Here is a 13,140-nt window from a genome sequence, read left to right as displayed (position 1 = left end):
CGCCCAAGAGGCGGCTTTTTCTATAACCATCATTTAAAAATAATAGGTTCCTCAATGAAAAAAATAGCCATTCTCACCGTTCTAACAAGTTTAATCACTACAACTACTTGGGCTGTACCGCAAGTGACATCGCGTGAATATAAATTGTTGTTACAGCCAGACAAATTTAGCTATGCCAATGAGTCCGCTAACGTAAATAGCTATATGCAACAAGCCAAAACGGTTATTGCACAACAAATTAACCGTACAGTTTCAGGAACGATGATCTTAGACAAGCAACGCCAAATACGTTTTTATGATTCACCCAGCAGTTGCCTACTCAATAATATGGGCTATAGCTTTCGAGAACGGATTGAAAACGGAGCATCTGAAGTGACGCTTAAATTTAGAAGCTATGATCATTATCTGTCTGATTTTTCCGATTTGAGTAGCTCGACTGCGGGAGCCAAAACCAAGCTTGAAGATGATATCACGCAAACAGCAACACAAGGATTTTTGGTGGGTTCCAGTAAATCCACCACAGTGGCAAATACACGGACAATCAATAAGTTTTTAGACATCCATACGCATTTTCCAAAATTTAAAGAAACCTTTGCCATCAGTGATAATCAGCTGTTATCACCTGTAGGTGGACTCACCCTTTATGAACGAAGTTATCGTGGGGTCAGCATTGATTTAGGCGAGTTTGATGCAGAGGTAGATATGAGTTTATGGTATACCCAAGCACCTTATGCGGGATTAAAACCTGCTGTAGTTGAAGTCTCGTTTAAGTACCAAGACCCAAATGCAAATTACACCAATAAGGTTGTACAACGTGCTGCTATTAGTTTTTCTGCTTTGAAATCATTGTCAAACTACAATGCGCCAAGTTCAACTCAAACCAAGACGCAATTTGTATATCAGTATCAGCCGGATTTTTGTTCGTGATCATGTGTGAGATCGCGATTTGATTACATGCATTGGTGTGGAAAAATGTTTTCTTGATGCTTTTAAAATATCTCAATCAATTGGACAAATCTGAACAAAAATAGATAAATTCAGCGTATAATTGACGGTATTTATTTATTCGCATTTTGCGAATTTCTATTCATTATAGAGGAGTCCTACGTGGCCCAATATATTTACACGATGAACCGTGTGTCGAAGATGGTTCCGCCTAAGCGCGAAATCCTAAAAGACATCTCTTTATCATTTTTCCCAGGTGCAAAAATTGGTGTACTTGGTTTAAACGGTGCAGGTAAATCTACCCTACTCCGTATTATGGCTGGCGTAGATAAAGATTTCTCAGGTGAAGCTCGTGCGCAACCAGGTATTAAAATCGGTTATCTAGAGCAAGAACCACCATTAGATCCAAATAAAGATGTGCGTGGAAACGTTGAAGATGGTTTACGTGAACCATTAGATGCATTGGCACGTTTAGACGAAGTTTTTGCTGAATATGCAGCTGAAGATGCTGACTTTGATGCACTTGCAAAAGAGCAAGAGAAATTAGAAGCAATTATTCATGCTTGGGATGCACACAATCTTAGCAACCAAATGGATCAAGCTGCAGCAGCATTGAATCTTCCAGCATGGGATTCTGACGTAAGCTTACTTTCAGGTGGTGAACGTCGTCGTGTAGCATTGTGTCGTTTGTTATTGTCTAAACCAGACATGTTATTGCTGGACGAACCGACTAACCATTTGGATGCAGAATCTGTATCTTGGTTAGAACGTTTCTTAAAAGACTTTGCTGGTACAATCGTTGCGATTACCCATGACCGTTATTTCTTGGATAACGTTGCAGAGTGGATTCTTGAGCTTGACCGTGGACATGGTATTCCTTACCAAGGTAACTATTCTTCTTGGTTGGAACAAAAGAATGCACGTTTAGAGCAGGAAAATAAACAAGAAGAATCTTTTGCTAAAGCATTGAAAAAAGAATTGGAATGGGTTCGTTCAAATGCTAAAGGTCAGCAAAAGAAAAACAAAGCACGTATGGAGCGCTTTGAGGAGCTTAACTCACGTGAGTTCCAACAACGTAATGAAACCTCTGAAATCTATATTCCACCTGGTCCACGCCTAGGGAATAAGGTTGTAGAAGTTGAAGGCATCAGCAAATCGTTTGATGGCCGTCTACTCTATGAAAACTTATCGTTCACAGTACCACCAACTGCGATTGTTGGTATCGTTGGTCCAAACGGTGCGGGTAAAACCACTTTATTCCGTATGATGACAGGCGAACAGCAACCAGATACCGGTACAGTTGTATTGGGTGAGTCTGTAAAAGTTGCTTATGTTGGTCAGATTCGTGACACTTTAGATAACAATAAAACAGTTTGGGAAGAAGTTTCTGGCGGTTTAGATATCTTAAGAATTGGCGAATACGAGATCGCATCTCGTGCCTATATCGGTCGCTTTAACTTTAAAGGTCAAGATCAGCAAAAACGTGTTGGTGAATTGTCAGGTGGTGAACGTAACCGTTTACAACTTGCGAAGATCCTTCAGATGGGCGCCAACGTAATCTTACTGGATGAGCCATCAAACGACTTGGATATTGAAACTTTACGTGCGCTAGAGGATGCAATTCTTGTATTCCCTGGTACTGTCATGGTGGTATCGCATGACCGTTGGTTCCTTGACCGTATTGCTACACATATCTTGTCATTTGAAAATGAACAGCCAGAATTCTACGAAGGTAACTATGCTGAATATGAAGCATATCGTTTAGCGCGTTTGGGTGATGCTGCTGTGCAAAAACGTACCAAATACAAAAAAATTGGTGGTTAATCACTAATTTTGTAGATCAAAAAAACCAGCTTTCGAGCTGGTTTTTTTATTGTAAATAAAGCCGATAAAGTTGGTGTTGTGCTTCGAGATGACCTTGATTTGCAGCAAGCAATAACCATTTGTATGCATTCTTTTTATCTGGCGATAGGCCGAGTTGGCCTTGTAGGTAAATCATGCCCAATTTATATTGGGCCGTGCTATATCCTTTAAGTGCTGAATGTAAAAAATACCAAATCGCGTTGCGTTGATATTTTTGAATTTTTTCATTTAACAGCTGATCTAAATCAAGAGGGTCACGCTGGTTAAGCGCCAGATGTTCATAACTGGTTGCGCGATGGTAAGTATGCATTGATTCAGACATTTTAAATGCATGATAGGGGCTGGAATAATGATATTTATGGCTGACAATTTGGTTGAGCTTCCGTATTATTTTTATTAAATCCATAATGATTCACGCTTATTTTTATGAAATTACCCTTATAAGATTAAAGCAAATAACCAGAATAAGTAATCCCAATAACCATGATTTTTTTTCATATAAAAGTATTGCTAAACTGATTCGAGATTAATCATTTATTCAATTTTTGATGGCAGTAGGCTTCTTTGAAATTTTTTTAAAACCATAAATCAATAAAAAGCCCCCCTCATCCTAGCCTTCTCCCAAAAGGAGAAGGGACTTTCAATACCAATATGATTCACTCTAAATGATCGTTTTTTGATTGATGAACTAGGCCTATTGAGTTTAAGGCTTGGTGCTTTGTATAAAATGAGCTATGAGGAGCTATTTAAAATCATATGGATTGTTTATCAGTTTTATCTTGGTGTTTTAATTCTCGGTATTTTAATTTTTGCTATTTGAATCAGACTAAATCAATTGCATATATAAAAGAATGCCAAAATAACATTCCTCTATATATGTGCGCTCACAATCAATTAGAGGCGCATTTCAATCCCTTGTTCAGCAAGGTATTGTTTCGCTTCAGGAATAGAGTATTGACCAAAATGGAATATCGAGGCTGCCAATACAGCATCGGCACCACCTTTTAAAATACCATCTGCTAAATGTTGTAAATTACCCACACCGCCTGATGCAATGGTCGGAATGGTGACACGATCATTGATTTGACGCATTAGACCAATGTCATAACCCGCTTTCGTCCCATCTGCATCCATAGAGGTAACCAACAATTCACCTGCACCGAATTCTGCCATTTTGACCGCCCATTCAATCGCATCTATGCCTGTCGGTTTACGGCCGCCATGGGTGAAAATTTCCCATTTGTTTTCACCCGTTCTTTTCGCATCGATTGCCACAACAATACATTGTGCACCAAAGCGCTGAGACGCTTCTTGAACGAACTCAGGATTAAATACCGCAGCAGAGTTGATGCTGACTTTATCTGCGCCTGCATTTAATAACAAACGAATATCTTCAACTTTACGAACACCACCACCGACTGTAAGTGGAACAAACACACTTTCAGCCATACGTTCAACCGTACGGTAAGTGGTATCTCGGCCATTTGATGTTGCGGTAATGTCTAAAAAGGTGATTTCATCTGCACCTTGCTCATTATAACGACGGGCAACTTCTACAGGATCTCCTGCATCACGGATATCCAGAAACTGGACACCTTTCACCACACGACCATTATCTACGTCCAGGCAAGGAATAATACGTTTAGCGAGCATAATTTTTTCCAAAAATAACAGGCGATTATGAAAGTTCGTGACTTAGGTGCTACACCTCGATAGTCGAAGCGGTTATTCTATCAAACTTATGTAAGTTTTTTCGCAGGTTTTCTATGTCGGTTTATACCACTTTGAGTTTAAAAGAAGTTCAGCACTTTGCAGCACCTTATGGATTAGAGGTGGTTGAACTTAAACCAATTCAAGGCGGTGTGCAAAATACCAACTATTTTATCATTTGTGCTGATGGAACACAGTTTGTATTAACATTATTTGAAAATATGGATGCACAAGCAGCAGGGGAGTTAATTCCTGTCTTAGAACACTTGGGGCAACAAGGTTTGGCAGTTCCTGTTCCGTTAAAACATAGCGGTAAGTCGATTCATAGCTTAAAAGATAAGCCTGCACAAATTGCGCCACGGATGTCAGGTAAACATCCCATGCCTTCTACAATCGCTCAAGTTGAGCAAATTGCTGTAGCACAGGCCAAAATGCATGTGGCGTTACAAGACTTCCCATTACAGCGTCAAGTGGCGCGTGATCATGCCTATTGGTATAACGTTGCTCAACAAATTAAACCAACGTTGGATGTGGCGGATAGTGCTTTGCTGAATAACCTTTTAGGTTTATATGAAGCACTGACCATGATGTATCCAAATCGACCGAAAGGTTTTATTCATTCGGATTTGTTCCGTGACAATACTTTGTTTGAAGGTGATGAGTTAAAAGGCATTCTTGATTTTTATGAAATGAATCAAGATGAATTACTTTTTGATATTGCGATTACCTTAAATGACTTTTGCACAGAATATCCGAGTGTTCGCTTGAATGAAGCCAAAGCAACGGCTTTCTTAAATGCATATACTTCGATTCGTCCTTTGACTGAAGATGAAAGAGCTTGTTTAGAGTTATATTTGGCGATGGCCGCAGGTCGCTTTTGGATGATGCGTTTACAAATCGCTCAGATGAATGCCGCTGAAGCACGCACAGGTGATGATATTTTGCAGAAAAATCCGCAAGAAATGCGTAATATGTTGATTGAAAGATTAAAGTTCGTGACTGCTTAATAGTTTTTTGTGGGAAATAAAATGCGTGATCAAGGTCGTTTAGTTGAATGGTTCGATGATAAAGGCTATGGCTTTATTCAACCAAATGATGGTGTAAAAGATCGCGTATTTTTACACATCAAAGATTTTGCACAAAAAGGGCCACGCCCAATCGTGGGCTGTGCCCTTGAATATGTGGTGCAATTAGATGGTCAAGGGCGTTATAAAGCAAAACAAGTCACGTATTTAAAAGCCACACAAATGGCGAAAGTGACAAGCCAGCAAGCGGCTAAAGCCAAGCAGTTGCATGCAACAAAGCAGGCTAAATTACAGCCGATGCAAATTCTGTGCGCTGTTTATATTATTGCTTTGGCAATCTTGAGCATAAGCGGTTTGCTCAATGGTATGTTTATTCTTTTTGTCAGTATTATCAATGTGATGACCTGTTGGTTTTATGCACAAGATAAAGAAGCCGCACAGAGCAATCAGCGTCGTGTTCCTGAAAATACCCTGCATATTTTAGCTTTTTTAGGTGGTTGGCCTGCAGCTTGGTTAGCACAGCAACGCTTACGACATAAAACACAAAAACAACCCTTTAAAAAGATTTATTTGTGTACCATATTCTTTAATATTTTATTGATTTTATGGTTAATTTCGCCTTTGAATATGTTTAAGATTTAAACGGGCGTTAGCAAATTGAAAAGGGCTTACAATGAATAATTATGTTGATCCAAATAATAGTAAATCTCTGACTTTAATTTTATATATCCTTTATATTGTTGCAATTTTTTCTGCGGGAATTCTTGCAATCATTGCATTGATTATCAATTATGTAAAATTGAATTCAGTCCGTGGTACGATTTTCGAAAGTCATTTTAGATGGCAAATTCGCACTTTTTGGTGGTATTTAGTCTGGACGGTAGTTGCATTTATTCCGTTTATTTTTCTATTTTTCACCATGGATAATGTCAATGCCTTTGCCGGTGTTGCCGTGGGTGCTACGATTTTTTGTGCTGCCACTTTATTTATTTCTTGGATATGGATTGTCTATCGCGCCATTCGAGGCATTATTGCGCTGAATGATGATCAAGCCTTACCAATATAACTGAATTAATAATGCTTGATGGATCTTGTTGCCGAGCAATACAGCTTGATCAAAGCGTAATTTTAGTGAAAACAGCGTTCTGATTAAGAACGCTGTTTTTCTATCTCAACTGAATTTTCTTTAAGCTGTCGTGTGTATAAAAATTTGGGTCTCCATTCACTGATGATCACCCCCAATACCACAAGTAAACCACCAAAAAGAGCCAGCAAAGGCAAGCGTTCACCTGCAATTCTTCCAAATAAAGCTGCCCAAACTGGTTCGCCAGCATAAATCACGGCCGCTTGAGAAGGATCGACAGAGCGTTGTGCCCAATTCATCGTCAATTGTAATAAAGCACTGGTTAAGCCCAGTCCAACTGCAAGCATCACCAATTGCCATGAAAAGGGTGGAATATGCAGCTCACCGACAAAAGGCATACTGGCAAATGAAATCAATGAAGCAAAGGCAAGCTGAATCACCGTTACACGCTGAATATTGACCTTCCCTGCAAAGTGCCCGATGAGAATAATCTCCATAGCAATTGCAAACGAACCAACCAATGTAACGATTTGCCCTGTATTTAAATCAATGTGATGAAAACCATTTCCTGTCAAAAAAATTAAACCGATAAATGCCAGTAAAACACCGAGCCAAGTCATGATATGTGGTCTTTTGCGAAAAATCACCCAGATAAGAATCGGTACAAGGGGGACATATAATGCTGTTAAAAAGGCAGACTCACTGCTGCTGATGGTTTGCATACCGACAGTTTGCGAGCCATACCCTGCGGCAATCATACCGCCAATCAGTGCACCAGCGATGAGTTCTTTTAAATTGATCCCTTTTAGATATTTATAAGACAGTAATCCAACAGCAATGGTCGCTGCAGCAAAACGACAACCGACAAAAAACATAGGGGAACTATAGTTTAGGGCATAATGTACAATGACAAATGTACCACCCCAAATCATGGTCATCAGAATCAGTGCAATTTGAGGTGTTCTGGACTTTAAAAATAAAGCGAGGGGAGAGGAAGACATAAAATAAAGTAATGTAGAAGAGCAGGGCTATTTTACGCGAAAGCACAGTATTGTGCAGATGTTAAGCTGAGTAATCGGGTATTTAAATCACTCAATTGTCATGCAGTCGTGCTAGCATATTGAATTAAAATTTTGATAAAGAGAAATAAATCATGGTGATCGAACAGGCTTTATTTCATATTGTTGATGGTCAACAAATGGCTTTTGAAAAGAAATTTTATGAATTATCAGACACCTTCCGGAATGCCCAAGGTTGTGAAAAATTTAAATTGATTCGTGGTATAGAAGACAATCAAAAATACATACTACAAATTCACTGGATTGATCTTAAAACCCATACAGATGTTTTTATGAAAACAGATGAATTTAAACAGTGGTTTATGGCAATGAAGCCCTTTTTAGCAAGTAAAATTGAAATGCAACATTTTGAAAATACATTGGTTTAAATCTGGATGTAGTGATTTAAATACTTTGTTTAACGCATAAAAAAGAGAACATCTCGGTTCTCTTTTTTAATCCAATCTAGGCTGGGAACTTAAAAGCCTTGTTCATCCAATAACAGCTGTGCTTCACGTAGGTTTAGTGTGCCTTCATAAATTGCACGACCTGTGATCGCACCTAAAATACCCGGTTTACCTTTTAAATTACGCACATCATCCAGATTGGTTACACCGCCTGAGGCGATCACTGGAAGACCTGAGTATTGTGCGAGATTTACTGTCTGTTCAACATTGACACCCTGCATCATACCGTCACGTGCGATATCGGTATAAACAATACTCGATACACCGGCATCTGCAAAACGTTTTGCAAGATCAGTGGCTTTTACATCAGTGACATTTGCCCAGCCATCAGTTGCAACCATACCATTGATCGCATCAATACCGACAATAATGTGTCCTGCAAACTTCTTACAGGCTTCTTCAACAAATTCAGGATTTTGAACTGCTTTGGTCCCGATGATGACAAAAGAAACGCCCGCATCTAAATAATGTTCGATTGTTTCCAAAGAGCGAATACCACCGCCAATTTGGATTGGCAGTTCAGGCTGTGCTTTTGCAATTGCTTCAACGACAGGTTTATGAATTGGTGTTCCAGCAAAAGCCCCATTCAAATCAACCAAATGCAAACGACGAGCGCCTTCATTTACCCAATGCTGTGCTGTTGCAACAGGATCATCAGAAAATACGGTATCGTCTTCCATACGACCTTGTTTTAAACGAACACATTTACCATCTTTCAGGTCAATTGCCGGGATGATCAGCATGCTTTCGCTCCTTGCTTAATCTCAATGAAGAATTTATTGATCTTCATCTTAGCAAAAACTTGATCAATTTCTAAGTGTCAGTTTAGGCTTTTATTGGCGCGAATGCTCAATTTAAGCTGAGTATGTGCAATCGTGTCAGGTATTAAGTCTAAATCCAGTAAGGCTTCGAAAATTAAGAGTGCAGCATAGGCATCGGCTGCTGCATATTCAATTTGTGGCGTTGTGAGGATTTTACGTGCCCAATTTGAGGTGCTAATTGATTTACTTTTAGGGAAATTGACTTGAAATAGCAATGCCATGGCATTTTTAATCCCTAAAGGATTATTGAAGCCAAAACTCGAAAAGCATTTTGAAAGTTCGATGACACTGTTGAGTTGCATGCCTTTTTTACGAAATAAATGTGCATCATTTTTTAAGCCAAAACCGACTTTAATCTGATCAGAATTTTCAAAAAAGGGCGCTAGAAAAGCCAAAATATCTGCTGAAACTTGAAATAAATAGGCTTTTTCAAATGTCGCCAATTGAATAAGATGTGGGCCAGTTTGTATTTCACCTTTGTTAAAGGTAGGTTTGGACTCGGTATCGAAACCAAAAATGTGCGCCGTTTTTAATTCTGCTTCAATTGCTTGGCATTGTTGTAAGCTATTGACCACAACAATGTTACTCAAAGGCAAATTTTGAAAACGGGGAAAGCTCTGAATTTGTTCTTTACTAGGAAGTTGCTGAGTTTGAATATTCACAAATTTAAGCTCACAAATTTTAGTCGACCAGTTTAAGCATTAAAAATATTAACCATATTGTGTTATAACAAACTTTGAATAAAAGATGATAGTTTTGTGGGTCAAAAACACAGGAATAAATTGTATGGTTGAAAAAGATGATGATCTTTTTATAGAAGGCGCCAAGCGTTTAAAGCAATTAATTCAGGATAAAAATATAAAAGCCAGTGATATTGTTAACGTACTCGAAACTTCAAAAGGAACCATGACCAAATGGTTGCAAAACTCAACACCGTCGAGTGCGCAAAGCTTAATTGAATTGGCGCGTTTAGTTGGGATGACTGAACGCTGGAATATGGAATCTAAACAGCAAGATAAAGCAGATCTGGTGACCAAAGCATATGCTGAGTCTGAATTGGATTTAAGCCATGTGACCATGGAACAATTGATTAACGAAATTAAAGACCGTTATGCAGCTTTAAATTTAAAGGCAGATATTAAAATTAGTGTTGAGCCATTAGAAGGTGGTTTTGTCACCAAAGAGTAAAATAACCACCTTATAAAAATAGGGTGGTTATTTCGGCTGATTTATTCAGATTGATTGATTTGTTGTTGATATTGCTGAAATTGTTGCGCTTGGTCAAGGTAACTTTGATATGCTGGGATTGCTGTAACTGCAAGAATTAGAATACTAATCGGGAAGATCACAATATAAATCCAAGCCAATACTTTTTCCCAACCACGAGTAATTCGAGGTGCGCCATAGTTATTTGTCCCAGCATCTCCTTTTGCACAGCTTAAATAAACAAAAAAGAATAAATTCACCAAAGGTAAAAGCATAAGAAGAGATAACCAGCCACTTTGGTTTTTGTCATGTAAGCGACGGATTGTAAAAATAAAACTGAAGTAGATCACTGCGATATAAATAATAATCGCAACTGCGCCGAGTATAAAGATGAGCGTATTTGAAGGTGAGTTACTTAAAGCTGGGATGAATAGTGCAGCGATAATACCCAGTACAAACATAGATAGACCCAACAGCATATTCCAGCCCAAATAGGATAATCGACCAAAACGTCCACTGGCACTTAAAGCTGAATCATGGGTTTGAAAATTAGAAGACATTGTTATGTTCCTAGAATGAATTAAGGTTTTTAAATCAATTGTTGGATTTTTATTCAATTTGGTTGAATCATAATAAACAGACGATAAAAAATAAAGTCAAAATAGAATAAAAAAATCAAGCCAATCTCAATTGACTTGATTTTTAGAGATATAAATTGGGATGAAATTGACCTGAATAAATCAGATTTTCCATTCCACAAAGTTTTTCAGTAACTGTAAACCTGCTGTATGGCTCTTTTCAGGATGGAACTGTGTCGCAAATAAATTTTCTTTATGAATAGCCGTACAGAACTGCAAACCATAATCACATGTTGCAGCAACAAGAGAAGAGTCTTTGGGTTCGACATAATAGCTATGTACAAAGTAAAAACGGCTATCTTGATCAATATCTTTCCACATTGGATGATTTGGATCTGCCTGATGGACTTGGTTCCAGCCCATATGAGGGACTTTTAAGCCGTCCATATCTGGAAAATGTTTTACCACACCTTCAAAAATACCCAGTGCTTGAGTGCCTGCATTTTCTTCTGACGATTCAAGCAAAGCTTGCATGCCAACACAAATGGCAAGTACCGGTTTATTAAACGCAGCATGGCGCACAACCTCATCAATACCTGCTTCATGCATCCCCTGCATACAATCACGCATTGCCCCTACACCTGGAAATACGATTTTATCTGCCTGAGCGATTAATTTTGGATCATTTGTGACATCTACAGTTGCGCCAACATGTTCGAGTGCTTTGGCTGCTGAATGAAGATTTCCCATGCCATAGTCAAGAAGGGCAATACGGGTCATTACAAGGTTCCTTTCGTCGATGCAACAGTATTTTCTGCACGCGGATCAACTTCACAGGCCATGCGAAGCGCACGTGCAAATGCTTTAAAAACACTTTCAATTTGGTGATGGCTATTTTTGCCTTTTAAATTGTCAATGTGCAAAGTCATTAAAGCGTGATTTACAAAGCCTTGGAAAAACTCGGAAAATAGATCCACATCAAAACTGCCGATACGGGCGCGTGTAAATGGGATATCCATCCATAAACCTGGGCGACCTGATAAATCAACCACGACACGGCTTAAAGCTTCATCAAGTGGTGCATAGAAATGACCATAACGTTTTAAGCCTTTTTTATCACCGAGTGCTTGCGCAAATGCTTGGCCTAGTGTGATTCCACAGTCTTCTACAGTATGGTGATCATCGATTTCTAAGTCGCCATCACAATGAATATCGATGTCAAATAAACCATGACGCTTGATTTGATCAACCATATGGTCTAAAAAGGGAACACCTGTATTGAGCGTGCCTTGACCAGTACCATCAAGATTCACACGAACTCGAATTTTAGTTTCGTTGGTGTTTCTTACCACTTCACTGATACGTTGCGCCATAGACACGTTCCTCAAAAAACGTCAAAAATTAAAAGTTTGATGTAAAGATATTTCGCTGTGACGAAAGTGACAGCATATTAGATTGCTCAGGAGGGTTAATCAATGCCTATTACCGTACATGCTAAAACTTCACTAGAAAATGAAGAAGTTCGCGATCAGCTTGAGCGATTATATGACACCAGTCCCGAGTTTGGGGATGGTCATGATGCCATAGAACAACTTGAGCAAAACTTGGCTCATTATACCTTACTTTATGTCGCAGAATTTAATACAAAGATTATTGGTGCGTTATGGTGTACTGGACAAGGTGAAAGTCGGACTTTGGAAAATATTGTGGTACATCCTGCTAACCGCGGACGCGGCGTTGCAGAGCGTTTGGTCGAAGAAGTTTGTCGTATCGAGGAAGAAAAGGGCATTAAAAACTTTGAGCCGGGCTGTGGAGCAATCCATCGTTGTTTAGCTCACTTAGGTAAAATCTAAGGTGATCTTGGATCTTTGACCAATTTAAGCAACCTGATCAGGTTGCTTTTTTATTTGGCTCTTTTTCCACAACTATAAAGTTAAGCTGATCTCAGTAGCATATTGCAGTCACGAGCAAAACACTTTGGGAAAAAATTAAATCGAGTTTGCAAAACTTAAAGCAAGGAGGAGTACCTTCGCTCAGCAAATTGAGCATGCCAAAATTTGCGTTCCAAAGCTGAAAAATGTATAAAAAACAGCCTTATTTAGAATAAATAGGCGGTTTTTGTTGTAAAAATAAACTATTGAATGATTTTAGTGATTTCAATGCTTGACGACTAAACCATTAAATTGTTTAATACGCCCCATCGGCGTGATAGCTCAGTAGGTAGAGCAACGGATTGAAAATCCGTGTGTCCCCAGTTCGATCCTGGGTCTCGCCACCATATTTAAAATCTTTGAGATTTCAATCCCTGATCCCATCAGGGATTTTTTTTTGGGTAAAAAATATTCGGTTGAATAAAAAAGTCATGATTTTTATTGACTATTGA

General features: G+C 38.8%; 16 protein-coding genes and 1 tRNA gene. 9 read left to right on the top strand and 8 right to left on the bottom strand.

The genetic code is table 11. The annotated features are described in order from the left end of the window. The first annotated feature begins 54 nt into the window (after positions 1-54). Positions 55-927 carry a hypothetical protein gene (locus tag ACZ5QH_RS21440; protein WP_034612623.1) on the top strand — a complete coding sequence of 291 codons (873 nt, stop codon included), beginning with the start codon at positions 55-57 and terminating at the stop codon, positions 925-927. A gap of 180 nt (positions 928-1,107) precedes the next feature. Further along, a complete protein-coding gene (gene ettA / locus ACZ5QH_RS21435) occupies positions 1,108-2,769 on the top strand; it encodes an energy-dependent translational throttle protein EttA (RefSeq protein ID WP_004816581.1) in 1,662 nt (553 codons plus the stop codon). Between the two features lie 46 nt (positions 2,770-2,815). Here the strand turns inward: ettA and ACZ5QH_RS21430 are convergent, their stop codons facing one another. Both ACZ5QH_RS21430 and hisF read right to left on the bottom strand, forming a co-directional pair. Next, positions 2,816-3,130 (bottom strand): tetratricopeptide repeat protein, encoded by a 315-nt coding sequence (locus tag ACZ5QH_RS21430; RefSeq protein ID WP_227504220.1) that lies wholly within the window; start codon positions 3,128-3,130, stop codon positions 2,816-2,818. Positions 3,131-3,702: 572 nt separating this feature from the next. Then, positions 3,703-4,461 carry an imidazole glycerol phosphate synthase subunit HisF gene (hisF, locus tag ACZ5QH_RS21425; RefSeq protein ID WP_004725324.1) on the bottom strand — a complete coding sequence of 253 codons (759 nt, stop codon included), beginning with the start codon at positions 4,459-4,461 and terminating at the stop codon, positions 3,703-3,705. A 113-nt stretch (positions 4,462-4,574) separates the two neighbouring features. Here hisF and ACZ5QH_RS21420 point away from each other — a divergent pair, with 113 nt between their 5' ends. From ACZ5QH_RS21420 to ACZ5QH_RS21410, 3 genes are read left to right on the top strand one after another with little or no spacing between them, the layout of a single operon-like run. After that, positions 4,575-5,525 (top strand): homoserine kinase, encoded by a 951-nt coding sequence (locus tag ACZ5QH_RS21420; RefSeq protein ID WP_303576600.1) that lies wholly within the window; start codon positions 4,575-4,577, stop codon positions 5,523-5,525. Between the two features lie 21 nt (positions 5,526-5,546). Continuing rightward, complete coding sequence (locus tag ACZ5QH_RS21415; RefSeq protein WP_303576601.1) at positions 5,547-6,185, top strand: DUF1294 domain-containing protein; 639 nt, start codon at positions 5,547-5,549, stop codon at positions 6,183-6,185. Between the two features lie 31 nt (positions 6,186-6,216). Further along, positions 6,217-6,609 carry a DUF4870 family protein gene (locus ACZ5QH_RS21410; RefSeq protein ID WP_096735313.1) on the top strand — a complete coding sequence of 131 codons (393 nt, stop codon included), beginning with the start codon at positions 6,217-6,219 and terminating at the stop codon, positions 6,607-6,609. 83 nt (positions 6,610-6,692) lie between these two features. Here ACZ5QH_RS21410 and ACZ5QH_RS21405 read toward each other — a convergent pair whose 3' ends face one another. Further along, positions 6,693-7,628 (bottom strand): DMT family transporter, encoded by a 936-nt coding sequence (locus ACZ5QH_RS21405; protein WP_004816588.1) that lies wholly within the window; start codon positions 7,626-7,628, stop codon positions 6,693-6,695. A 152-nt stretch (positions 7,629-7,780) separates the two neighbouring features. Between ACZ5QH_RS21405 and ACZ5QH_RS21400 the strand changes: the two genes are divergently transcribed. Continuing rightward, positions 7,781-8,074, top strand: coding sequence for an antibiotic biosynthesis monooxygenase family protein (locus ACZ5QH_RS21400; protein WP_262087238.1), 294 nt, complete (start codon positions 7,781-7,783; stop codon positions 8,072-8,074). 89 nt (positions 8,075-8,163) lie between these two features. Here ACZ5QH_RS21400 and hisA read toward each other — a convergent pair whose 3' ends face one another. Then, the gene (gene hisA / locus ACZ5QH_RS21395) at positions 8,164-8,895 is read right to left on the bottom strand and encodes a 1-(5-phosphoribosyl)-5-[(5-phosphoribosylamino)methylideneamino]imidazole-4-carboxamide isomerase (RefSeq protein ID WP_004725338.1); all 732 of its coding nucleotides are present in this window, start codon (positions 8,893-8,895) and stop codon (positions 8,164-8,166) included. Positions 8,896-8,972: 77 nt separating this feature from the next. Beyond that, on the bottom strand, positions 8,973-9,635 hold the full coding sequence (locus ACZ5QH_RS21390) for a 3'-5' exonuclease (protein WP_303576602.1): 663 nt from the start codon (positions 9,633-9,635) through the stop codon (positions 8,973-8,975). 124 nt (positions 9,636-9,759) lie between these two features. Here ACZ5QH_RS21390 and ACZ5QH_RS21385 point away from each other — a divergent pair, with 124 nt between their 5' ends. Then, positions 9,760-10,161 (top strand): transcriptional regulator, encoded by a 402-nt coding sequence (locus ACZ5QH_RS21385; protein ID WP_004725342.1) that lies wholly within the window; start codon positions 9,760-9,762, stop codon positions 10,159-10,161. A gap of 41 nt (positions 10,162-10,202) precedes the next feature. Here the strand turns inward: ACZ5QH_RS21385 and ACZ5QH_RS21380 are convergent, their stop codons facing one another. From ACZ5QH_RS21380 to hisB, 3 genes are all read right to left on the bottom strand, one after another. Further along, positions 10,203-10,739: a DUF805 domain-containing protein gene (locus tag ACZ5QH_RS21380; protein ID WP_004725344.1), complete on the bottom strand. Its 537-nt coding sequence runs from the start codon at positions 10,737-10,739 to the stop codon at positions 10,203-10,205. Between the two features lie 180 nt (positions 10,740-10,919). Then, the gene (gene hisH, locus ACZ5QH_RS21375; RefSeq protein WP_034612605.1) at positions 10,920-11,537 is read right to left on the bottom strand and encodes an imidazole glycerol phosphate synthase subunit HisH; all 618 of its coding nucleotides are present in this window, start codon (positions 11,535-11,537) and stop codon (positions 10,920-10,922) included. Further along, positions 11,537-12,130 (bottom strand): imidazoleglycerol-phosphate dehydratase HisB, encoded by a 594-nt coding sequence (gene hisB / locus ACZ5QH_RS21370; protein ID WP_004725347.1) that lies wholly within the window; start codon positions 12,128-12,130, stop codon positions 11,537-11,539. Before hisB ends, hisH begins: the two co-directional genes overlap by 1 nt. A 102-nt stretch (positions 12,131-12,232) precedes the next feature. On the opposite strand from hisB, the gene ACZ5QH_RS21365 reads away from it, so the two are divergent. Further along, positions 12,233-12,610 (top strand): GNAT family N-acetyltransferase, encoded by a 378-nt coding sequence (locus ACZ5QH_RS21365; RefSeq protein ID WP_004816597.1) that lies wholly within the window; start codon positions 12,233-12,235, stop codon positions 12,608-12,610. A 349-nt stretch (positions 12,611-12,959) separates the two neighbouring features. After that, positions 12,960-13,035: transfer RNA gene (locus ACZ5QH_RS21360), tRNA-Phe, on the top strand. The last annotated feature ends 105 nt before the right edge of the window (positions 13,036-13,140 follow it).

The organism is Acinetobacter sp. Ac8 (assembly GCF_055392545.1).
Note: the sequence above shows the minus strand (reverse complement) of the source record. Positions and strands in the feature narration are given on the sequence as shown.